This window comes from Methanomassiliicoccus luminyensis B10 (assembly GCF_000308215.1).
GTDB lineage: Archaea > Thermoplasmatota > Thermoplasmata > Methanomassiliicoccales > Methanomassiliicoccaceae > Methanomassiliicoccus > Methanomassiliicoccus luminyensis.
This window is the reverse complement of sequence record NZ_CAJE01000012.1, coordinates 221,712-244,049: the sequence shown is the minus strand read 5'-3', so window position 1 is coordinate 244,049 and position 22,338 is coordinate 221,712. Positions and strand designations below refer to the sequence as shown.

Annotated in this window: 21 protein-coding genes; 10 read left to right on the top strand and 11 right to left on the bottom strand. The window is 62.4% G+C overall.

What is annotated here, in order from left to right; translation table 11 throughout:
• Nucleotides 1–116: 116 nt before the first annotated feature.
• The 4 genes from WYS_RS04095 to WYS_RS04080 form a co-directional block, all read right to left on the bottom strand.
• Nucleotides 117–1,331, bottom strand: a complete 1,215-nt coding sequence (locus WYS_RS04095) for an NAD(P)/FAD-dependent oxidoreductase (protein WP_019176893.1) — start codon at nt 1,329–1,331, stop codon at nt 117–119.
• A complete protein-coding gene (locus WYS_RS04090; RefSeq protein ID WP_019176892.1) occupies nt 1,304–2,401 on the bottom strand; it encodes an NAD(P)/FAD-dependent oxidoreductase in 1,098 nt (365 codons plus the stop codon). The genes WYS_RS04095 and WYS_RS04090 overlap by 28 nt, the downstream gene beginning before the upstream one ends.
• Before the next feature lie 116 nt (nt 2,402–2,517).
• Nucleotides 2,518–2,922 carry a pyridoxamine 5'-phosphate oxidase family protein gene (locus WYS_RS04085; protein ID WP_019176891.1) on the bottom strand — a complete coding sequence of 135 codons (405 nt, stop codon included), beginning with the start codon at nt 2,920–2,922 and terminating at the stop codon, nt 2,518–2,520.
• Between the two features lie 87 nt (nt 2,923–3,009).
• A complete protein-coding gene (locus WYS_RS04080; RefSeq protein ID WP_019176890.1) occupies nt 3,010–3,597 on the bottom strand; it encodes a hypothetical protein in 588 nt (195 codons plus the stop codon).
• A 644-nt stretch (nt 3,598–4,241) separates the two neighbouring features.
• On the opposite strand from WYS_RS04080, the gene WYS_RS15590 reads away from it, so the two are divergent.
• The 4 genes from WYS_RS15590 to WYS_RS04060 all read left to right on the top strand — a co-directional run bounded on the left by WYS_RS15590 (nt 4,242) and on the right by WYS_RS04060 (nt 7,456).
• Nucleotides 4,242–4,418, top strand: a complete 177-nt coding sequence (locus WYS_RS15590) for a CxxC-x17-CxxC domain-containing protein (protein WP_019176888.1) — start codon at nt 4,242–4,244, stop codon at nt 4,416–4,418.
• Between the two features lie 155 nt (nt 4,419–4,573).
• Complete coding sequence (locus tag WYS_RS04070; RefSeq protein WP_019176887.1) at nt 4,574–5,629, top strand: aminopeptidase; 1,056 nt, start codon at nt 4,574–4,576, stop codon at nt 5,627–5,629.
• 123 nt (nt 5,630–5,752) lie between these two features.
• On the top strand, nt 5,753–6,133 hold the full coding sequence (locus WYS_RS14290; RefSeq protein WP_019176886.1) for a DUF6015 family protein: 381 nt from the start codon (nt 5,753–5,755) through the stop codon (nt 6,131–6,133).
• Nucleotides 6,134–6,226: 93 nt separating this feature from the next.
• On the top strand, nt 6,227–7,456 hold the full coding sequence (locus WYS_RS04060; RefSeq protein ID WP_019176885.1) for a 2,3-bisphosphoglycerate-independent phosphoglycerate mutase: 1,230 nt from the start codon (nt 6,227–6,229) through the stop codon (nt 7,454–7,456).
• A 1-nt stretch (nt 7,457) separates the two neighbouring features.
• On the opposite strand, the gene WYS_RS04055 is transcribed toward WYS_RS04060, so the two are convergent.
• The 3 genes from WYS_RS04055 to WYS_RS04045 form a co-directional block, all read right to left on the bottom strand.
• Nucleotides 7,458–7,907, bottom strand: a complete 450-nt coding sequence (locus WYS_RS04055) for a hypothetical protein (RefSeq protein WP_147654417.1) — start codon at nt 7,905–7,907, stop codon at nt 7,458–7,460.
• Nucleotides 7,904–8,317, bottom strand: a complete 414-nt coding sequence (locus tag WYS_RS04050) for a hypothetical protein (protein WP_019176883.1) — start codon at nt 8,315–8,317, stop codon at nt 7,904–7,906. The genes WYS_RS04055 and WYS_RS04050 overlap by 4 nt, the downstream gene beginning before the upstream one ends.
• 114 nt (nt 8,318–8,431) lie before the next feature.
• Nucleotides 8,432–10,351 (bottom strand): U32 family peptidase, encoded by a 1,920-nt coding sequence (locus WYS_RS04045; protein WP_019176882.1) that lies wholly within the window; start codon nt 10,349–10,351, stop codon nt 8,432–8,434.
• A 121-nt stretch (nt 10,352–10,472) separates the two neighbouring features.
• Here WYS_RS04045 and WYS_RS04040 point away from each other — a divergent pair, with 121 nt between their 5' ends.
• From WYS_RS04040 to WYS_RS04030, 3 genes are read left to right on the top strand one after another with little or no spacing between them, the layout of a single operon-like run.
• Nucleotides 10,473–11,036 (top strand): hypothetical protein, encoded by a 564-nt coding sequence (locus WYS_RS04040; protein WP_019176881.1) that lies wholly within the window; start codon nt 10,473–10,475, stop codon nt 11,034–11,036.
• Nucleotides 11,023–12,777 carry a type II/IV secretion system ATPase subunit gene (locus WYS_RS14285; RefSeq protein WP_081579816.1) on the top strand — a complete coding sequence of 585 codons (1,755 nt, stop codon included), beginning with the start codon at nt 11,023–11,025 and terminating at the stop codon, nt 12,775–12,777. The genes WYS_RS04040 and WYS_RS14285 overlap by 14 nt, the downstream gene beginning before the upstream one ends.
• Nucleotides 12,764–14,527, top strand: coding sequence for a hypothetical protein (locus WYS_RS04030; protein WP_019176879.1), 1,764 nt, complete (start codon nt 12,764–12,766; stop codon nt 14,525–14,527). The genes WYS_RS14285 and WYS_RS04030 overlap by 14 nt, the downstream gene beginning before the upstream one ends.
• Here the strand turns inward: WYS_RS04030 and WYS_RS14280 are convergent.
• Nucleotides 14,493–14,915, bottom strand: coding sequence for a formylmethanofuran dehydrogenase subunit E family protein (locus WYS_RS14280; protein WP_019176878.1), 423 nt, complete (start codon nt 14,913–14,915; stop codon nt 14,493–14,495). The genes WYS_RS04030 and WYS_RS14280 overlap by 35 nt on opposite strands.
• 87 nt (nt 14,916–15,002) lie before the next feature.
• On the opposite strand from WYS_RS14280, the gene WYS_RS14275 reads away from it, so the two are divergent.
• From WYS_RS14275 to WYS_RS04010, 3 genes are all read left to right on the top strand, one after another.
• Nucleotides 15,003–15,524 (top strand): DUF2085 domain-containing protein, encoded by a 522-nt coding sequence (locus WYS_RS14275; protein ID WP_019176877.1) that lies wholly within the window; start codon nt 15,003–15,005, stop codon nt 15,522–15,524.
• 432 nt (nt 15,525–15,956) lie between these two features.
• Nucleotides 15,957–16,619 (top strand): archaeal proteasome endopeptidase complex subunit beta, encoded by a 663-nt coding sequence (psmB, locus tag WYS_RS04015; RefSeq protein WP_019176876.1) that lies wholly within the window; start codon nt 15,957–15,959, stop codon nt 16,617–16,619.
• Nucleotides 16,620–16,693: 74 nt separating this feature from the next.
• The gene (locus tag WYS_RS04010) at nt 16,694–18,604 is read left to right on the top strand and encodes a beta-CASP ribonuclease aCPSF1 (protein WP_019176875.1); all 1,911 of its coding nucleotides are present in this window, start codon (nt 16,694–16,696) and stop codon (nt 18,602–18,604) included.
• A gap of 81 nt (nt 18,605–18,685) precedes the next feature.
• Here the strand turns inward: WYS_RS04010 and twy1 are convergent, their stop codons facing one another.
• From twy1 to WYS_RS03995, 3 genes are read right to left on the bottom strand one after another with little or no spacing between them, the layout of a single operon-like run.
• Nucleotides 18,686–19,633 (bottom strand): 4-demethylwyosine synthase TYW1, encoded by a 948-nt coding sequence (twy1, locus tag WYS_RS14270; RefSeq protein ID WP_019176874.1) that lies wholly within the window; start codon nt 19,631–19,633, stop codon nt 18,686–18,688.
• A gap of 10 nt (nt 19,634–19,643) precedes the next feature.
• Nucleotides 19,644–21,056, bottom strand: coding sequence for a replication factor C large subunit (locus WYS_RS14265; RefSeq protein ID WP_019176873.1), 1,413 nt, complete (start codon nt 21,054–21,056; stop codon nt 19,644–19,646).
• 59 nt (nt 21,057–21,115) lie between these two features.
• The gene (locus WYS_RS03995; protein WP_019176872.1) at nt 21,116–22,336 is read right to left on the bottom strand and encodes a DUF438 domain-containing protein; all 1,221 of its coding nucleotides are present in this window, start codon (nt 22,334–22,336) and stop codon (nt 21,116–21,118) included.
• Nucleotides 22,337–22,338: the final 2 nt, after the last annotated feature.

Sequence of the window (22,338 nt, the reverse complement as noted above, 5' to 3'; positions counted from 1 at the left end):
GGCCAAGCCATCGAGGCATAGGCGGTCACGGCGGCCATGTAACGAGCTCGAACGCGTATAGGTAGATCGGCCGTGCCCCACCACTCAAGGGACGCTTATCTGCGCTTTCCTGCGGCCTACGGTCGTTCCGGGCTCTTCCCAGGAAGTGAGGCGCATTCTCCCGCCCCGATCCCCGGAGCGCCGGCCGTGCCGGGAAAGCGTATCGTCCTTCTTAGCTCCCTCTTGCGGCGGCGCATCATCATCGAGGCGTACCAGTACGCGAATCGATCCCTCCCCGCCGGGATGAGGCCTTCGAGGTCCGTGTCGATCAGTTCCCTCACGATCTCCCCGGCGCTCAAGGCATCCCAGGCGCCGCACAGTTTATCGAAGCTTCGTTGTCCTTCTTCCAGCAGGTCGCCGAGGTACCGGCGCGACAGCGTGTCGAAGAAGCGCTTCGCATCCTCTGCGGGGCGGAGGCTCAAGGCCGCTCCGGCCAGATAGCCGCATATCGAGCTGATTATGAACCCCTCTACGAACGGCTTAAGGTTGTGGTTGGCGGCGTCGCCGACCATGATGGCGCCGCTCAGCTCCTTTCTCATCCTGGATCCGAACAGCGGCGCGCATCCTGACTTGTCGGCAACCACCTCGGATCGCTTCAGAATGCCCTTCACCTCCGGCTCCTCGCAGAACTCCTCGAACCGCCGCTCCAGCTCGTCCCGGTCGACCAGACCGCCCAGGCCGATATTCGCACTCCTCTTCCCTCGGGGAAAGATGTACCCGTAACCCTTCTCGCAGTAGTCACCGATGAACATCGTGCTTCTGCGGGGGTCCGGGACCTCGCCCCCGCGTACCTCGTACGACCTGACGTACGCAACGGACCGCTTCTTGTCCTGAGGGTCGAGGAACACCGAGTCGGCCCCGTCAGCGATGATCAGCCGCCCGTACGGGACCTCTCGCCCGTCCGAAAGATGCAGAGAGGCGTCATCGAAGTCCGACACTTCACCCGTGATCCGGCGGGCCCCCAACCCCATCGCGGAATTGTACAGGCAGGAGTCGAGCTCGGCCCTGTCGATCATATTGGTCGACCACATCCTCCCGTCGACCTTCCTCTCCTCCCCGTCGAACCTGAAGATGGTGCCCTCGGTCCTCCACACCGTCAGGCGGTCCGGGAGGTCAACGATGCTCATCTCCCCCAGAAGGGGGGTATAGCCCTCCGCGCACTGCACCGGCCTGCCGATGACCTCGCGCCTGTCCACGATGATCGCCCTCGCCCCGTGGACCGAGCAGGCGATGGCCGCGGACGCGCCGGCCGGCCCCCCGCCGACTATAACAGTCTCCACACCGCCCGGCATACTCCCCCCGCCCGCCTCATCCTCGCCTTCCACCCCACGTTCGGACCGAACGAGGTGGTGTTGTCCATCAGGCCGATCACGGCGTCCCAATCCTGGGGCTCGAACCGGTCGAGGCACCTCCGCACCAGCCTGGACTTCCATGCTTCTCTGCTAGGCTTCTTCGCTATCAGATCGTAGTTGTAATCCTTCGCTATCGACTCCGCGGCGTGGTGCCCCGACAAAATCGCGCTCCTGGTGCCGTATCCGAACCCATAATCGTTCATCGCCCCGGCATCCCCCGCCAGCAGGACGTTCTCCAGGATGCACCTCTTGCCCCAGGGAGAAGTATGCGCGTGCCCGTAGGTAAGGGCGGCCCCCGGTATGCCCCGCGATGCCAAGTACTCATGCGTATCGCGGAACAGCCGGTCGGGGTCCCCGCCCACGGTGACGTTGTAGATGGAAGTCCTCCCCCCTGAAGTGACCTCATACAGGTAGCCGCCGGGCGACCTTCGCGGGTCCAGGTACACCGTCACCCGGTCCGGCACCCCCTCGCTGTCGAATATGGTGCCGGCGCCGTGCATGGTCCTCATCACCTTGGGGGCGAGGCAGAACTTTTCCAGCGTCGGCACCGTCTCGCCGCCGGCCCAGATGAGCCAGTCGAACGATACGTCCAAGTCGCCGCCGTTCAGCTGCCGGACCGCTCCTCCGGAGACCTCCACGCTGTGCACCCTCTGTCGGAACATTATCTCCCCGCCTGCGTCCAGGAAGCGTTCCTTCAGCACTTCGCACAGGGAGTCGGGCATGCCCCCCCTTCTGATGATGAGGTCCGGCGTATTGGATGATTCGAGGTACATGAACTCAGAGGGGGAGACCCACATGGTACGGTATGACAGCGACTCATACGGGATCTTCATCCTGTCGACGAGCCTCAGGATCCCGTTCGACGGGGTGGCCTCGAACCGAGGCGGGGACGGGTCCACCGTGGCCCCCTGCTCAAGGATTATGGTCCGGTACCCATGCTTCAGGGCGTGAACGCCGGCCACCATTCCGGATGGGCCGCTGCCCACTATAGCGATGTCGTGGTGCGTCATGAAGCCGCCTCCCGGGAGCCTTAAGCGATCATCCCGTCAGTATAGACGGTTCCCATTAGCTAATCAAAATATCGAAAGGGGAAAAAGGCCGGCCGGGGCCGGGCGTTGCGCGGACCTCACAGCAGCCGCTTTCCCGCATCCCCGCCGGACTTGCAGTTGTAGACCTCGGTGACCTTGAGGGCCAGGAGGGCCTTGCAAACCAGGTCGGCGCGGCGGGCCTTGACCATCTCTTTCATCTTCTCGAAGTCCGCGCCGGACTCCAGCACGGTGACGTCAGCCTTTATCTTCAGGCAGCCCTTGGTGTCAGGACCCCATGCGTACAAGCACGCTCGGGGGTTCTCCTTGAGATTCGCCACTGTTGCGTTCATGAACTGATTGCCGATCCAAATGGTCTGGGGATCCATCAGAAAGACGGAGCCGACGGGGACCACGTTGGGGTCCCCGGCCTTCGACGCGGTGGCCAGGGGATAGTACTTCGCTGCCTTGAACAGCTCCTCAAACTCGGGGGTGAGCGCTACCATAAGTGGGACATGGCCGTCCGGCATATTTATCCGCTCCCCGCGAGGTGCCCGCCCGAGGCCGATGGACTGACAAGGGGCCAGAGGAGCTTACTTCCTCTCCCTTTCCACCATCCCCATCATCACCATGCCCGCCAGCAGGACCCTGCGGTCGAGCTGGGGCGGCATCCTGCAGCAGTCCACTTCCCAGGTGTCGCCGACGATCTTGAACTGTTGCTTGATCTGTCCGACCTCCTGGCCGTAGAACTCCACCTTCACCTGTTCCGGTACGAGGTTTCCCAGTGGTATGTACTTCCTCGCCAGGCCCCTCCCGGACATCTCCACGATCCTGCCGATCTGCTGGCCGGCGGGGTCAAGGATCTGCCACTCGTCCGCCCCGATGCCGGACATGACGCTTCTCCTGACCTTGCCTACCACGGCATTGGTGAATGAATCTATGACCGAATAGGTCCCCCAGACGTCCATGATCTGCTCCTGCTTGATCCTGAACAGTTCGGTGGCCATGCTTTCGTCGGAATAGATGCGGATGTCCTCTTTCATCCTCAGCATCTTCTGCTTGGCGTACCCCAGGCATTTGCCGTTGGCGTCCTCGATCCAGTATTGGGATGCCACTGCCAGCACTTTCTTCCTGGTGCGATAGTAGTTCTGATACCATATGCTCGTTTCTGCTGCGGCCATGATGGTCCCTCTTCCAGAGTATGCGCATCAGCACATAAAAATGTGAAGTATCAAATGAAAAGTGAAAATCATGATGCGGACGCGTGGCGTTGCGGCCGGATCTGATCGAGCCTGCGATGCCCCTTCCGGGACCGTCAGACCAGCGCGCCTAACAGGGCGAGAGCGATGGGGGCCGGAACATCGACGATGAATGGACCAAAGGCGGTGGCGTCATGGGGCCGACCCCCATTCCCACCGTTTCGATCCGCATAGTCGGGCTTTTTAGGTGTTATGAGCGCCGAGGACCGCGAGAGTGCCCATTATGATGATGGGAGTAAGAATGATCACTAGGACCAGCAGGACGTTCTTCCTTTCCATGGGAGGGAGGGATGACGAGAATCCGATATAAAGCTTGTTGAACGTTCGGGGGTCTCGGCTCAGCGGTACGCGGGCAGCGTTGAACCCATCCCCGCTCTAGATGCGGAGAAGGCCCCTCGGGGCCGCTTGGGTCGAGGGAGAAAGCCGCCGATGTCTTGAGGCCAGCAAGTCCTAGTGCAAAAAGCATTCGTCTAATAGTGGTTATTTTATACCAGAATATGAATTGGAGAACCATACACATGTCTAGGCTTGGCCAAGGTGTGTGGAACCAAAAATAGGTAATTCGAATGAACGACAGAAGAGGCGGATACAGGCGCGACGAGCCCCGTGAGATGCATAATGCCAAGTGCTCCGACTGTGGAGCGGAGACCCAGGTTCCTTTCAAGCCGACTGAGGGAAGGCCGGTCTACTGCAGGGAGTGCTACCAGAAGCACAAGCCGGCACGCAGCGAGAGGCGGTTCTAAACCGACCACCTTTCCTTAATTTCTTCCCTCTTTTTCTCATAATCGGTTTTTCATGACTATTCTCGCTGGAGCGGCCTCTCACCATCCAGCTACGCGTTGCGCAAGTCTATTATAGGCGTGAACCCGGTCCGATCGCCGATATACAGGGTGCAGCCATGTCCAAGCTCGAAGAAGCGGCCCATGTGGCCATGCAGGACGTGCTCGGCCTCCGGCAGGGCGAAGAGGTATTGATTCTGACCAACTTCGAGGGCGACGCCTTCGACATCTCCAAGGCGCTGTACGATGAAACGAAGAAGCTCGGCGGAAAGCCGGTCATGATGGTCCAGGAGCCCAAGACCATCCTCCAGTTCGCGGAGAACGCCGTGCTGGCGGCCATCAAGGCCAATCCGGACATATTCATCTCCGTCCCCTTCTACAAGACCGGGAAGGACCCCTATGGCCAGAAGATCGGATATGTGGGCCGCGACGGCAAGAGGTACGATCACATCCACTACAAGCTGATGACCGGGGATCGCCGGATCAGGAGCGTGTGGTCGCCCTCGGTCACCAGGGACACCTTCGAGCGCGCGGTGACCGTGGACTATAATAAGATGCGCGCCAACGCCGCCAGGCTGAAAGCGGCCATGAAGGGTGGGAAGGAGGTCCACGTGACCGCGCCCGGCGGGACGGACGTGACGATCTCCATCGGGGGGAGGGAGCCCTTCGCCGACGACGGGGACTTTCGCTTCCCCGGCACTGGAGGCAACCTTCCGGCCGGGGAGGTGTACGTTTCCCCCGTAGTAGCATCCACCAGGGGGGTCATCTGCTACGACGGCACTCTGGACCTGATGACCCGATGCGTCCAGCCGAAGACCCCGGTGAGGGTGGAGTTCAAGGACGGGTACGTGTCCTCCGTCACCGGCGGAGAGGAGGCGGATTGGCTGCTCGAGGTCATCGGGAAGGGCGAGCAGAAGGCCCGCGAGGCCGGCCTCAAGGTGGAGGAGAGGAACGCCCGCCACCTTGGCGAGCTCGGCATCGGGCTCAACTACAACGCCAGGATGATCAACAACATGCTGGAGGACGAGAAGGTCGGGAAGACCTGCCACTTCGCCATCGGCATGAATTACGACAGCGACGCTCCCGCGCTCATACACCAGGACTGCCTGGTGAAGAACCCCTCGATATGGGTGGACGGGCGGCAGATCCTGAATGACGGGGACATCATCGTGTAAGGCCTCGTCAGGAGGAGGTGCCGAAGCGCATCCAGTCGCATAATGAAAACCTCCGTAATTCCGGTGGTTTTTCCCATATTCTTTTATAGTAGTGTAAACAGATTATGGGTTTCGAGGTGTGAGATGAGCAACATAAATCCCATCATAACTTACGAGGACCTGTCCAAGGCCGTCCAGAACAAGATGGAGGTGACCGAGGACATATCCAATGACATCGCGTTCAGGGTCCTGAGCTACTTCGGTTTCAAGGACGAGATCATAGACAACGTCCTCGACCAGGACGACCGCAGGATGTTCTACTTCCTGCAGGATGTCCAGATGCTCCAGACCCGCTGGGAGGAAGCCGTCCTCCCCAACGGCAGGACCTGGAGGGTGTTCTACTGGATGCTGAACACCGACAACATCCTGAGGGCCGCCGCTCCCCGCAAAGGGGAAGAAGAGCAGATCGAGCTGGGCCTCTACGACTCTCTGCCCGAGGACGTGTGGTCCAGGTCCGCGGCCTGAGCGGGCCGAAACCATTTCAAAAACAATTTCAACCCTGCCCTTTCTAACCGATGTGGTTTTTTATAGTGCGCTCAATAATACCGTTCTGATAAGATGGCTGGTAAGAAGATTCTGATCATTGTGATGGACGGGCTCGGGGACCGCGCGGTCAAGGAGCTGGGCTACAAGACCCCCTTGCAGGCGGCCAAGAAGCCTAATCTGGACTGGTTCGCCCAGAACGGGTCCACCGGGGCCATGGACGTCATCGGCCCGGGGGTCCGGCCGGGCTCCGACACTTCTCACCTGGCCATTCTCGGCTACGATCCCTATGAGGTCTACACCGGCCGCGGGCCGTTCGAGGCGGCCGGGGTCGGGCTTATCGGCAAGAAGGGCGACGTGGCCTTCCGCTGCAACTTCGCCACCGTCGACGATGACTTCAATGTCCTGGACCGCCGGGCCGGCCGCATCAAGGAGCCGGACACCTCCGAGCTGGTGAAGGCGCTGGAGGGGCTGGAGATCAACGGCATCAGGGCCATAGTGAAGGATGCCACGGAGCACCGGGCGGTCCTGCTGCTGAGAGGCGATGGCCTTGATGCCCACGTCACCGATGCCGATCCCCACGAGGTCGCCAGGGTCCACGTGTCCAGGCCCCTGGTGCCCGAGGCGAAGAGGACCGCCGACGCCGTTAATGAGTTCGTAAAACGCTCGTATGAGCTGCTAAAGGATCACCCCGTCAACGTTCGCCGCAAGAAAGAGGGGAAGCCGCCGGCCAACATCCTGCTGCCCCGGGGCGCGGGGCCGTTCCCCGACATCGTCCCCTTCGAGGAGCGCTGGGGCCTCACCGCTTCCTGCGTGGCTGGGGTATCGCTCATCAAGGGCATCTGCAAGATGTGCGGCCTGGAAGTAGTGGAGCCGTCCGGCGGAACGGGCGGGTTGGACACGAATATGGAGGCAAAGGCCCGGGTCGCGCTGAGGGAGCTGGAGAAGAAGGACTTCGTGCTCATGAACGTGAAGGCCACCGACGTGGCGTCGCACGACGGCGACGCCCGGACGAAGGTGGAGGTCATCGAGCGCCTTGACAAGATGGCCAAGGTGATCAGGGAAGGCATCCCGCCGGGCACCGTGGTCGTGCTGACCGCTGACCACTGCACTCCCGTGGAGAGGGGCGACCACTCCGGCGACCCGGTGCCGCTGTGCATCTACTCCGACAGCACCGTCAAGGACGGCAGCAAAGGGTATGATGAGGCGGCCTGCTACGTCGGCGGGCTGGGAAGGATCAGGGGCAAGGACCTCATGCCCATCCTCATCGACAAGACCGACCGCTCCGAGAAGTTCGGGGCCTGAACTACGCGAACCAGGCCCTCAGCCGAAAGGTCACCTTGCCCCAGGGCATATCCACATCGGCCATAGAGCAATAGACATCGCTGCCGCCGGGAAGGCTCGCCGGCGACGTGGTCATGGACCTCTCGCCGCACCACGCCTCCCATCGGAACTCCATCCCCGGGATCAGCGTGGGCAGGGCCTCCGACGCCATGTCCAGGGAGCTTTGGGAGGTCCCGTACATTACCTCGGTCGCAGCCATCTCCATGACCGTGAGGTTGTTGCCCGTGCTGCTGGACAGGGTCGAGCGAAGCAGCACCTGGTGGGCCGCTTCCACCCGTTCCATCACTGCCGGGTCCTGAGGGGCGTCCACGGCGGAGAAAACCCCCAGCAACGCGACGGAGACCACCGAAGCCACTGCCAGGAACATCACGGCATCGAACATCGCCGCCATCCCGCGGCGGTCCCGCCTCATCGCCACACCCATACGGTGAGGGACGCCGCGCGCACGTCCCCCATGGAATGCCGGACGTTCACCGGCTCGCTCAGGGAAGCGCGCTCCTTCATCCCCTCCGGCCCGCCGTTCTGGTACAGTATCTCGGTGGCGCCGTTGACCTCTGTGATCATTATCCTCACTCCCAACGAAGGTTCTGACGAAATGGCGCCATGGGGCAGGCGGACGATGTCGGACCGTTCCGCCACGCGGTCCCCGTCAAAGAGGGAAGGGGATGACAGCAGTCCATCCATGATCTCCCTGGCCTCGGCGTCGAGATCGTCACCGGAGGACGCGCCGCCGAAGGACAGGAAAGTGAACGACAGCGTGAGGAGAACCACTCCCAGCGTCACCACCATGAGAGACAGGATAGCCTCGTAGAACCCTCCCATGCCCCCAGTGTCGCCTGGCAGCCTCTTACGCCGAACGCCCGATACAGCTCCGCGCATCGATATCCCGGACGAAGAGAACGTTAAGGCGTTATGCCGGGTTCGGCTACAGTTAGCTTATTCCACCCCGCGGAGGTAATGGCCGGCGGTGATGCTCCCGCGCCTCCTGATGCGGTCCTTGGCCCGGGGGTCCCTCTCCCGGAAGGCCTTGGCCACTAGAGAGCACAGCTCGGTCGGCCGCCCCCGGAGGTCGATGCCGTACGAATCGATGCCCATGGAGTCCATCTCCTCCATGAAGTCCAGCAGGAACAGGTCGGAAGAGTTCATGATGTGCGCGTACCCGCAGCGGTCCCGGGACACCGGGAACCTCTTTCCCCTCTCGTCGATGAGCGTCCCCTCGTTCAGCGAGGGGTCCCTGGTCACCATGAGCTCGATGCGTCCGAACACCAGCGCCTCCAGGCGGCCCCGGTAGTGAGAGCAAAGCTCCCTCATCTCCTCCCTGGACAGCTCCACCGACAGCGTGTACTGGTACAGGTCCGGCATCGCCAGGGAGTTGAAGAGGTTCATGAAGTATGAGCCGTACAGACGGCGGTCCTTGTAATTCTGGTACTGGCCTACCGAGTTCACCATGATCGAGCTCGCCTCCGCCTCGGGCACTTCCGGCGTCACCCGCGGCATCATGAGCACGCACTCGACCTTCGAGGCATCGCATCTGGACAGCGCGCCCTCGAACTCGGGGCCGTCGTAGTACACCCGGTCGGCGTAGCGGAGCACCGCGTCCAGGGTCTTGAGCGATGACACATAGAATGACAGCTCCTCCCTTCTCCTCCCCCTGCTCACCCTGGGCAGATCGAACGGCAAGGAACGGCGCTGGGCCTGACAGGTCGGGAACTCCACGGACGACAGCGTTCTCTCGATCCCCGGGAACTCCCGGTCCTTGGTCTTGTAAACAGAGTACTCCCCTATCTCCAAGCGGAATGGGGACTTCACCACGGTGGTGCCGTTCGCCTTCTGGGGGTCCTTGACCTCGAAGCCCCCCACCTTCTCGGCGCCGCGGTAGAAGGTGATGCCGTCGCCTGCCTCCAGCAGGGCCGAGCGAATGGTGACCTCCTTCCCTCGGACGGTAGCTTTGCCAAGAGACAGCCCCCTCGACTCGGCGTAGTCGCGCTGCATGACATCATTGGTCATCAGGTAGCCAGGAGAGAAGCCCCGGTTGAACGCCACCTCCAGCATCTCCCTCTCCCGTGGGGTGATCAGTTCCTCCTCGCCCCGCGCCGCCCGCTCCACCGCGCTCTTGTAGGTCCTGGTGGCCAGGTACACGTATGCGGGAGAGCGCAGCCGCCCCTCGATCTTGATCGCGTCCACGCCCATCTCCATCAGGCGGGGGAGGGCCTGCACCGAGAACAGGTCGGCAGTGGAGAGCATGTATCCCTGCTCCCTTCCGAGGGCGTACCGCTTCCGGCAGGGCTGGGCGCACATGCCCCGGTTCCCCGACCGCCCGCCCAGGATGGACGAGAACAGGCACTGGCCGGAGAAGCAGTAGCACAGCGCCCCGTGAATGAACACCTCTATGCCTATGTCCGAGGCCTTTCTCACCCTCTCGACCTCATCCAGGCTGAGCTCCCTCGACAATATGGCCCGCTCCAGGCCGTTCTCCTTCGCCCACCGCGCGTCGTCGGGAGAATGTATCCCCATCTGCGTGGAGCCGTGAACGGGGATCTTGAAGCTGTCCCTGATCATGCGCAGCAACCCGCGGTCCTGCACGATGACCGCATCCGTCTCTATGGAGTTGAGAAGGTCGAGATAAGAGAACGCCTGGCCCAGCTCGCGGTCCTTCACCAGAGTGTTGACGGTGACGTAGACCTTGGCGTTCCTGGAATGGGCGAGCTTTATCGCGCACTTCAACTCAGCGTCCGAGAAATTGGGGGCGAATTTTCTGGCCCCGAAGGTCTTGCCGCCGAGGTACACCGCGTCGGCCCCTCCCTCCAATGCGGCCTTGAACGCGTCCTTTGAACCGGCTGGTGACAGGACCTCCATGAGGAGGGCCTATGTCAGCTCCCCGATTTAAGTGATGCGAGGCGCAGCCGGAACGCTGCCCCCGACGTAGCTTGAATGTAGCCTCAAGTAAGACTACCTCGGCCGCCGGTCCAACGGGCAGATGAAGCTTGACCTCGGACTGTTCAGAAAACGCACCGCCGCTCCTGTCGGGAGGCCCTCGGCCAGACGGAGCTGCGAGAGCCGCAAGAGCAACGGGACCCTGGTGGTGAACTGCAAGGGCTGCCCCCATGAGCAAAGTTTGGAGAGCACTGCCTGCTTCAAGGGCGTGCTCAAGGCCCTTTCCAATGAGACGGGGGTGCGGGAGATACTACTGTCCCGGGACTGGGAGATCGTGTACGACCGGGACTGCGTGGTGGTGATGGAGAGCCTGGCCGAGGTGACCAAATTCTGCTCCGGGATCTCATTCTACCAGGCCTTCGAGGACTGCGCGTCCTGTCCGTCGAACCCCCGCACCATCGTGAGCAGGGTGCTGGAGATGCTTCCCCAATCCTACGTCCCCGCCGCAGCGTCGTCGCTGAGGATAGGAACGCACGGCACGGCATGCGAGCAGTGCGTGAGGTCCCTGCGCTTGAACCTGGTGCACATCGAGCAGCTGCTGAGCGAGGCGGAGAGGAAGGTTGCCAGGACCGCGTTCAGGGTGGTGTCGAACGATGTCATCCAATAAGGTGGTGCTGCGCTCGGCGAGACCGCGCCTGGGAGCGGACGGCGGCCAGATGAGCAAGGGGCTGGTCCACCTGCTCAATGAGCGAGCGAGGAAGCGGCCGTGCTTCTCGGGGTGCTGGACATCGCCGTGCCCTCCTTCCCGCTCGGTCGAGCTGGAGAGGTACGAGGTCATCGGCAGCAAGGTATCGATCATCTCGGTGGACGACGGGGCCAGGCACCTGTACCACGTCACCCCGTGGGAGTACCTCCTGCCGGACAGCTGGATCTCCCTGCTGGGGAAGGTGATAGAAAAGGTGTCGCTCTGTCCCCCCGAGGACATCGGTGCCCAGTACACCGACCTTAGAGGGCATGTGACCAGGACCGCGGCCAGGCTGCTACGCGCCGTCGCTACCGCCGACCAGGTGGACCTGGGCCGGGACATCGGGGAGAGGGAGGACAACATATCCCGGCTCTCCGAGGCGGTGTCAAGATACACTGTCGGCCTGGGAGTGTTCGAAGTGCTCCTGAGCGATGACCGCATCGAGGATGTGTTCGTCGATGCCCCTTCATGGGAGAACCCTGTGCATGTCACCGTCAACGGGGTCAGCGGCTTCAATACGGTATGCCGGTGCGGGACCAACATCACCGCGTCCGGGGAGGAAGTGGAAAGGATGGCCTCGAGATTCAAGCAGTACAGCGGCAGGCCGTTCTCGGAAGCGTTCCCGGTGATGGAGACCGATGTCCACGGGTACGACACCAGGGCCACCGTGATCGGTCCGCCTCTCTCGCCCAGCGGGACGGCCGTGGCGCTGAGGAGGCATTCCCGGACCCCCTGGACCCTGCTCAAGCTTGCCTACAGCGGGGCTATCGACACCTACACCGCCGCCCTGCTGTCGTTCCTGATCGACGGCAAGAGCACCATGCTCATCAGCGGCGCCAGGGGAGCGGGCAAGTCTTCCCTTCTTTCCGCGGTCATGTTCGAGTTCCCGGTCTCCCAGCGCATCCTCACCATCGAGGATACCCTAGAACTCCCGGTAAAGCAGATGCAGCAGCTGGGGTACAAGGTCCAATCGCTGTTCGTGGAGAGGAGGATGGAGCAGAACGCCGAGGAGAGCACCGACGGCGCCCTAAGGGTGTCCTTGAGGCTGGGGGAGTCGGCCATCGTGCTGGGGGAGGTGCGGGGCAAGGAAGCGCAGACCCTGTACCAGAGCATGCGCGCCGGCAAGGCGGGATCCTCCGTCCTGGGCACCATTCATGGGGATTCGGCCCGCTCGGTGTACGAGAGGGTCGTTCACGACATGGGCATCGCCAAGGAAGCGTTCATGGCCACCGACGTGGTCGTGACCATGGGCCTGTCCCGCCCGGGCGGCTCCTCCCGCCAGGTCCGCAGGCTCATCGAACTCGCCGAGGTATCCCGGGAGCGCGGCCCGGGGGAGTTCAACCAGCTGGTCCGCCTGGACCCCGCCTCCGGCGGCTTTGCCATCGATCCCGAGGTGCGCTCGGAAACGATAGAGCGGATCGCCGGGTCCTGGAACATGTCCTACGACGAGGCGCTCCTTAACATCGAGGCCCGGTCGGCCATGAGGGACATCCTTCTGGCCGCGGCGAGCCGAGGGGGCAGGGAGTACCTGGAGCCCGCCTGGGTGTGCCGGTGCAACGAGCATTTCTGGCACTGGATGGACGAAGGGGACGGCGACTACGACGGGCTGGTGAACGACTTCAGGCGGCTGGTGGAAAGGAGGTGCGGGCATGAGCTGGACTGAGGCTGCCTTCCTTCGTTCCCTTTCGTTCCTGCCGAAGGTCCGGGCCCCCTCCTGGTACGCCGGTTCCATGAAGGTCAAGCGCACCTCCCTGGGAGAGGAATGGATGCGCCGCCACGAGGTCCATCATGATGCGGTGCTGAGGGCTTCCTGGTGCATGCTGCTGGCCAGTCTCGCCGCGGCGGTCGTCTGCGCGGCCGCCCTCGTCATGCTGTCGGGACCGCAGAACGCCATGTACGCAGTGCTCCCGGTGCTCCTGGTGCCCCTCATCGCCGCCACCGCGGTGATGAACGCGCCGGATTCCTTCGCCAAGGATGAGGAGAGGACCATCCTCAGGGAGAGCCCCGGGATCATCGGCTGCCTCGCCATGAGCATGCAGCTCCGCCCATCCCTGGAATCGGCGGTGGCATTCGCCGCGGACCGGGGCGAGGGCGTGCTGGCCTCCCGATTGAAAGAAGCGATGTGGGCTTCTCTGACCCGGGTAAAGGGCTCCCTGTCGGAAGCGGTCCTGGACATGACCTCATCGCTCTCCGAGGTGAACGACTCGCTGCGCCAGAGCATGCACCTGGTCATGTCGGCCACTTGCGAGCGCACAAGGGAGGGCATGGACCGCCTGCTGGACAAGGCCAACTCCATCGCTCTGGCGGGCGTGAGGGACAGCGTGGACCGATACGTGGCGTCGTTATCGGTCCCGACCATGGTCCTGTTCGCGCTGGGCACCCTTCTCCCCATCATGATGTTCTCCATCCTCCCGCTGATGACCCTGGGCACTTCGATAGGCACCGAGGCTACGGAGCCGATATCCTCCGGGCACATCGCATTCCTCCTGCTGGCAGTGTTCCCTTCCGCGTCATTCCTGTACTCCCGCCAGATCCTGCAGGGGAACCCCGTCGGGGCACCCTCTTCGGACGCTGTCAAGATCAATGCCACTGCCGTCAAGTTCCTGGCGGCGTGGGCGGCCGCGGTGGTCGCCGCGGTCCTGTGCGCCTCCGGGGATATGACGCCGTACGTCCTGTCCGGGGCGGCGGTCCTCCCCCCGTCCCTGTTCCTGGCGTGGAGCGCCCGGAAGCACCGTGGCGCCGGAAAGAGGAGGGAGCTGTGGGAAAGGGAGTCGATCGCCTGCCTGTTCCAGATAGGGAACCGCATGACCTCCGGCGACACCTTCGAGAGAGCGTTCGAGGACGCTGCCAGCTCCCGCCCCGGCTCAAGGTTCAACGATATCTCGCGCGCCGTTCTGCACCGCAGCCGCATCACCGGCAAGGAACTCGGGGATGCTATCGTGGAGGATGGCTCCTTTCGCTTGATCTCCCCGCTCCTGGAGAACGCCTTCGTCACCGTGGGAGAGTGCGCGGACCGGGACCCCCGCTTCGCTGGGCAGGTAGCGCTTAACCTCGCCCAGATGCTGTCGGACCTGAAGGCATGCCAGGGGAAGGTAGAGGAGAAACTGAGGGGCGTGGTGGACATGATGCGTTCCACCGGCCTGTTCTTCGCCCCCATAGTGCTCGGCGTTACCGGAGCGCTGTTCGGACTTATCGGCGGGGCGTCCTCCGGGGGCTCCGCCGGCATCCTGACCATCACCGGGCTGTACATCGCCCAGCTGAGCTTCGTCATCTCCTATTTCACGGTGTTCCTCATGGGCGACAGGTCATGGAAGGAGGTTGCCTACCAGTTCGGCTCCCGGACGCCGGTGGCGTTCGCGGTGTTCGTGGCGGTCTCCCTCATCTGCCGAACGGGGCTGAGATCCCTTCTGTGATGACGAAGAGATCGGCCTCCGGCAGGTCGTAGAAAGCCATGGCCATCTCCTCTTCGTTGCCATGGGTGCACTTGCCGTCGATGCCGGGCCGGACCTCGGGGCGGGCCGAGATCTCGAGGTGCGATGTCCCATCGGAGAACTCCGCGCGGACCTCGTTGTCCTCCCGAACGGAGATGTTGCTCTTGCCCAGGGTGCAGCATGAGGACATCTGCACGCCGTCGGCGAGGCAGGACAGGGGCCTTTGGGTGCCGCTGTGCACGATGGCGTAGATGCGCTGGGGGAACCTCTTTCGGGCGATCTCGCCCATGCGGTAGCCGATTACGGCGTAGGGGCCCAGGTGGCCGTGGAACCTCTTAAGCTCCTCCATTTCCTTGGGAAGGGTGACCATGCTCCGGCGACAGCGCTTCTTGAATTAAGTCGTTTCCCATCGCCCATTGTCGGAAACCGTTATGTAGCAGGGCGGCGTCCCTGCATTGTGGTCCGGGACCTGGCGTTGAAGACCAAGGTCGGCATGCTGATATTGTTCTCAGCCCTGCTCCTGGTGGTCCTGATCGCCCCGTTCACTCTGCCGCACGGCAGCGTCACCGACCTCTCCGGGGTTGTCGGCAAGGAGGACAACGGCGACCAGATCGCGAACATGAACCCCCTGGCCGCAGGCGTGTACCTCTTTGGGGACCTCAACTGCCACCAGATCGCAGAGAGGTCGTTCTTCCTGAACGGCAACGAGATGCCGTTCTGCGCCCGGGACATCGGCCTGTTCATCGGCCTGGCCGCAGGAATGGCCCTGATCATCGCACTGAGGCCGCGCTTCAGCTGGCTCGCCCTGATCCTCCTGGCGGCGCCGATCCTGCTGGATGGAGGGGTGCAGCTGGTGACGGACTACGAGTCGAGCAACATAGTGAGGCTGCTCACGGGCATGCTGGGAGGCGGGGCCGCCTCCTACTTCCTGGCCCACGTGGCCGACGCGTTCCTGAGCGTCGAGACCGATGGTCAATGAGGAATAGAGAAAAAGGCGAGACAGGCAGGCACGGTAGGTCCTGACGCGAGGCCACCCGTATTTCCATTTAGGAGCACACGGTATGTAGTGAGTGCGTGTATCTGGAGTGGTCTTACACGCTACCTGTCCCGTTGAGCATAATCGACAGGAAAGCACATAAATCTATTGTTAAGAAATCCGACATCGACATGGCAACTGGTCGTACCTGGCGACATCTATTACGGAAGGCACCTGCAGGGCGCGTTTTCCGCAGCGCCCCGGGCCGCCAGGGACGTTATCACGGAACGATGTCCAGAGCGATAATCATATAATCTGGCTCAATATTTCTAATATAATTCAGGGCCAGTCTTAAGCTAAAATTTATATACGGCCGCCCTCATTAGAGAGGATGGAGAAGAAACCCCCTTTTAACCGCTTTTGAGGTTGATCACTATGGCAAATAATGAACTTAAGACGGGAACCACCACCATCGGCGTTGTATACAAGGACGGCGTCGTGATGGCGACCGAGCATCGTGCCACTATGGGCAACGTCATCGCCCACAAGGAAGTACAGAAACTGTTCAAGATCGACAAGAACCTTGGGCTTACCGTCGCTGGCCTGGTTGGTGACGCCCAGATCCTCGCCCGCTACTTCAAGGCGGAGGTGGAACTGTACAAGCTCAAGAAGGGCACCCCCATGACCGTCAACTCCGCAGCTACTTTGCTGGCCAACATCATGAGGGGCGGGGGCGGATCCTACGGGTTCTACTATGTAGGCCTGATCATGGGAGGCCTCGACAACGCCGGCGGGCACGTGTTCGCCCTGGACTCCGCAGGCGGCTCCATCAGGGACGAGTATGTCTCCATCGGCTCCGGCTCATCGTTCGCCTACGGTGTCCTGGAGGACGGGTTCAAGAGGGAGATGGGCGAGGACGAGGCCGTGAACCTGGCCATCCGTGCCCTGAACGCCGCCATGAGGAGGGACTCCGCCAGTGGCGACGGCTACGCTGTCTCGGTCATCAACAAGGACGGGTTCAGGGAGCTGACCCCCGAGGAAGCTCTGGAGAAGGCCCAGGAAATAGGCCTTCTGATAGGGTTCGCCAAACACCACTGATCCTTCAAACCCCTTCCCAATCCATCTTTCCTATTATCCAATAATCTGGTTTAAAATATAACGTGGGAATTGTAATGAGCGCAGAGAGAGTTCTAGAGGATGCAAGGGAACAGATCCGGAAGATCGCGCCTTCCGATGTGAACATCGCGGCCATCGAGTTCGAGGGCCCCGTCGTCGTCATTTATACTAAGGACATGGAGAAGTTCGCCTCCAACAACGACATAGTGAGGCAGCTGGCTCAGGGACTTCGCCGGAGAGTGGCGATCCGCCCTGACCCGTCCATGCTGGCCAACCCGGAGACGGTGGAGAAGCGCATCAGGGAGATAATTCCCGAGGAAGCGCAGATCACCGATATCTACTTCGAGGACGACACCGGGGAGGTGACCATCGAGGCGATCGCTCCCGGCCTGGTCATAGGCAAGCACGGCAGCATCCTCAACGAGATCAAGAAAGAGGTGGGCTGGGCGCCGAAGGTCGTTCGCGCTCCCCCTCTGCCGTCCAAGACCGTCTCGGACATCCGCGCCTACCTGCGGACGATATCCGATGACAGGAAGGTGTTCCTGAAGAAGGTCGGGCGCAGGCTGGCAAGGCCGCGCATCGAGGGCGAGTCGTGGATCCGCATGACCGCCCTGGGCGGGTACAGGGAGGTGGGCAGGAGCGCCACGCTGCTGTCCACCAGGGAGTCCAAGGTGCTCATCGACTGCGGGATCGACCCCTCCGACAAGGACGGCGGCACCCCATACTTCAACGCCCCCGAGATCCAGCCGCTGGACGCGCTGGACGCGGTGGTCATCACCCACGCCCATATGGATCACTGTGCCCTCCTGCCCGCGCTTTACAAGTACGGCTACGACGGCCCGGTGTACTGCACCCCGCCCACCAGGGACCTGATGTCCCTGATGCAGCTGGACGGGATCAAGGTGTCCTACGGCGAAGGGAAGAAAGCTCCGTACGAGTCCTCGCACGTCCGCGAGGTGGTGGCGCACTGCATACCCCTGAAATATGGAGAGACCACCGACATCGCGCCGGACATGAGGCTGACGTTCCAGAACGCCGGCCACATCCTCGGCTCGGCGGTCTGCCACTTCCACATCGGGGATGGGCTGTACAACATCGCCTTCACCGGCGATATGAAGTTCGAGCGGACCTGGCTGTTCAACGCCACCGTCAACAAGTTCCCCAGGCTGGAGACCCTGGTGATGGAGGCGACGTACGGCGGGTACAGGGACGTTCAGCCGTCCCGTATCGACGCGGGCAATACCCTGAAGGCCGTCTGCGAGCGCGTTCTCGCCCGCAACGGCAAGATCCTCATCCCGGTGTTCGCGGTCGGGCGTTCCCAGGAGGTCATGCTCGTTCTCGAGGAGCTGATCCGGACGGGCAAGCTGCCCAATGTGCCCATCTACCTTGACGGCATGATATGGGAGGCCACCGCCATTCACACCGCGTACCCGGAGTACCTCAACTCCCAGCTGCGCACCCAGATCTTCCAGATGGGGCAGAATCCTTTCTTGTCACAGAACTTCAAGAGGGTGGAGACCCAGGACATGAGGGAACGCATCTGCCATGACGTGGAGCCGTGCATCGTCCTGTCGACCAGCGGCATGATGAACGGCGGACCCGTTCTTGAGTATCTGAAGGCCTGGGCGGACGACCCCAAGAACTGCCTGGTGTTCGTCGGCTACAATGCCGAGGGGACCCTGGGCAGCAAGATCCAGAGGGGCTGGTCCGAGCTTACTCTCAGCGAGCGCGGCAAGCCCGTGACGGTCAAGATGAAGATGGACGTGGAGACCGCGGAAGGTTTCTCGGGCCACTCCGACCGCCGCCAGCTCATGGCGTACATCGCCTCCCTAGATCCCAAGCCGGAAAGGATCGTCATCGGCCACGGGGAGGAGCACAAGTGCTCCGACCTGGCGTCCTCCATCTACAAGAAGTTCAACGTGGAGACCAGGGCCCCCATGAACCTCGAGACCATCCGGATGAAGTGATCCGGCCGGGACCGAGGGCCAACGGCGGGCGCGAGCCCGCTGCTTCATCTTTTTCTTTTAATATCTGACGAGCTGACGGGATCATTCGTCCAGGCCGGGGATCTTCACCTGGGCGCCCTTCCCTCCGAGCAAAGCCACCCGGCTGTCCGGTCTTTCCATCAGGAGCTCCATCCCCAGGCGGTCGCCCAATCTCCGTCCGAACTCCGCCACCATGGCGGGGGAGGGCATGTTGTCGATGGTCATTCGGCGTCTGGAATCCCCGACGAACACGTAGCCCTTCGGCTCGATGAACATGGGGTCGGCAATGGCGTCGAGCTTGGCGTACTCATCCTCCCAGCCCACGTTCCACCCGTTGACCAGGGTGTGGCGGACGACCGTTCTGGTCCCCAGTGAGGGGAACAGCTCCAGCGTCCTGCGCAGCTTCTCCCAGCCGTCGGGGATGCGAGGAACGCAAAGCCTCTTGTACACCTCCTCGTTGGGCGCCGCCACCGTTACGTACAGCTGCGTCGGCAGAGGGTCGAGCTTCTCCAAAACCTCCGGCAGAGTGCCATTCGTGACCAGGAAGGTGGTCATGCCCCTGCGATGGCAGATCTCGATGAACTCCCCCAAGCGGGGATACATGGTCGGCTCGCCCGATAGCGAGATGGCGACATGCTTGGGCTCCCGGGACTCCTTCCATTGCTCCTTGGAGCAACGGGGGTCCCCGCCGAAGCCGGACACCAGCTTCCTCTGCTCGGCCATGCAGGCGTCCAGTATCTCCTCCGGGCCCTTCCATTCCACATTCTGGGCCTCGAAGCCCTGCACCCGCCAGCAGAACAGGCAGTTGTGCGTGCACTGATTGACCACCGGGGTCATCTGCAGGCAGCGGTGCGACCTGATGCCGTAGAACTCCTGCTTGTAGCAGGGCCGCCCCTTCAGCAGGCTCTGCTGCACCCAGTGGCACAGCTTGACCGCGGAGTGGGATCCGTGCATCTTGTACTGCTGCCTTTCCAGCACCCTGGAGACATCGGAAGAGGGGTCAGAGGCCATGATCAACATCCTAGAACAAGGTGCGCTGGGACGGCGCCGGCTGCGGCTTCGCCGCCTTCTGCTCCGGGGATCGCTCGGCCTTGGCCGTCCCCTGCTTGGGAGCTTCCTTCGGCTCCAGGGCCTTCTTCACCTCGTTCATCACCAGCTTCACCACGGCGGAGTCCACCTTGTCCCCCATCAGGTAGGAGACCTCATCCTCTTCCAGCTGAAGGTCGATGGTCATCCTCAGCCGGAAGTCCTTGTCGTTCTGATATATTGCCCGGAAGTACGGGAGGACATCCTGGCGCACCTGGTGCGCGCTCAGGTGCGTTTCCGCCCCCAGCTTCAGGGCGATGTTGGTCTGAAGCGTCCTGTTGCTCTTGCTGCGGGACATCCTCATCAGGTACTGGGGGAAGCTGTACCTCATGAACCCGTGGTACTCCCTCTGCTTGGCGGCGCACACTCCGTACGACATCAGGTCGCTGGCATAGGACCAGAACCCAAAGTACTGGCGGCGGTACACCCGCCCCAGGAACGAGCTGGCCCTGGCCGCCCGGTCCATGCCGTGGTAGAGGTCCAGGCGATCCCGGTATACCAGCGGCAGGTTCTCCTCGATCCACAGGAGCTTGGTGTCGGGGGTCTCGTCCACCAGTCCGAGGGACCGGCGGGCCTGGGCGGGGTCCCGGTGCTTCAGGACGTCGTCCAGGGCCGAGTTCATGTTCTTCTCCACGTCGCGGGAGTCCACCGCCATGACGCTGCTCTCGTTCACCTCCTCCACCCCCGTGGCGACGGCCTGCAGGTCCCGGATGGCCGAGCGGAGGTCCCCCTTGGACTTTTCGGCCAGCAGCTCCAGCGCGCGGTCGGAGATGCGGACCCCCCGGTCCCGGGCGATCTTTCGGAGCACCCCGCGCACGGTAACGGACCGAATGGTGGCGAACTTGATCTGCTCCGTTTCGGTCTTCAGTGCCGAGCTCTTCCGGGACAGGGAGTACCAGTCGTTGACTATGAGTATCACCGGCTGCTTGGTGGAGCGTATCAGCTCGGCCATTGCCGGAACCCCGCCCCTATCCTCCTGGCCGCTGATGTTGTCCGCTTCGTCGAGTATGATGAGCTTGAGCTTGCCTTCCTTGGTGGAGAGGAACTCACCGGTGCTCGAGAAGGTCTGACCGAGAGCGCCCCTCAGCGCGATGCCCCTGATGGCGTCGGCATTGCGCTGGTCCGAGGCGTTCATCTCCACCACGTCCCATTTGTATTCGGCCGCCAGGGCGAGCGCGGCGCTGGTCTTCCCCGTCCCCGGGGTGCCGATGAGGACCGCGGCCTTCCTGGCAGGGCGACCGCCCTCCCAGGCGTCCGCCCAGGCCTTCAGCTGCTCGACCGCTTTGGGGTTGCCCACCACTTCGCTGAGGTCGCGGGGGCGGTAGACCTCGGTCCAATCCTCGCTCACGCCGTTTACAATGCCGAGGAGCGATAAAAAGCCTCCCCTGGGAGGCCCGAACCACCCTTCTATTTCTCGCCCAACAGACGCCTCTCGCCCTGCAGCTCCCGCGGACGGGTGATGTCCTGAGTGACCTCAAGAACGCCCTGGTACTTCCCCTGCTTGTCCTTGAGCGCGAGGTACCGGATGTAGACGGTCTTCCCGCCCATGTCGATCCAGAACTCCGCCTGGTCGCGCTTCCCGGCCTTGAAGTCGTCGAGTATCTGCTGTACCACGTGCACGCTCTTCTGGGGATGGCAGTCCTGGACCTTACGTCCTATGACGGCGGGCGTCCTCCCGAATATGCGGTCCGGGGACGTGGTGAAGAACCTTACCTTGTCGTCCTTGTCCACGTAGGTCAGGTCCATCGGCAGTCGGTCCATTATCATTTCCAGCTCCTCAGAGGTCAAGTTCCCGGTCGGCATGGATATCTCCTCTACTATCTGAGAGGTTGGGACTTCCGCGCTAGTAAACCCTACGGTGCCGTGCCGGGGGACGGGTCCGCCGCATCCGATCTCGTCGAACTGCTTCTTGGCATCGTTCCACTCGTGGGCGTCCAGGGACTTGATGGCCATGGGGAACAGCTCATGGTTCTCCTTGTAGAAGTGGGCGTTGAGGAGGCTGAGGAGCTGGGCTACCCTGCACTCGAAGGCGGGAGCGAAGTCCTCGCTCCTCATGGAGCCCCGCTTGGCTATGAGCTGGCTGATCTCCTTTTCCTTGGACCTCAGCACGTCGTGCTCGGACCACAGCGCCGCCGGCGCCCTCATCATCCTGTGCCTTTCGAGCAGCGGGAACAGGACGTCCTCTTCCCTCTGGAAGTGCTTCTGCGATTCCTTCATGAACGGCCCGAACTCCGACAGTGTCGTGTTGTCACCCATGTCCCCGTCGTCCTCCCTGATGGCGCGGGCCGAGGCCCGGAGGCCCTCCACGAACCGGAGGATGTTGAGATGCTCCTCCATCAGCGTGTAGATGGGGTGCCCGGGCAGCTCGAGGAAGTTCTCCTGGGCCTCCGTCACCTCGGTAATGGCCCGGGAGTGGGCGTCGCAAATATGCTTGATGTCATCGAGGGTGACGCCATCATCAATGAGCTCCTCCTCGGCCCTGTCGAGCTCGAAGGGGTCGATATTTTCAAGGAGCTCGCGCAGCGGGCCCTCCATCTCATCTGGGCTTTTTCGTTTATCAAGCGAGCCCAGAATGGCCTTGACCCGCACTTTGGGGTCGTCATCCAATCTCATCAGGTCCTGGTACATGA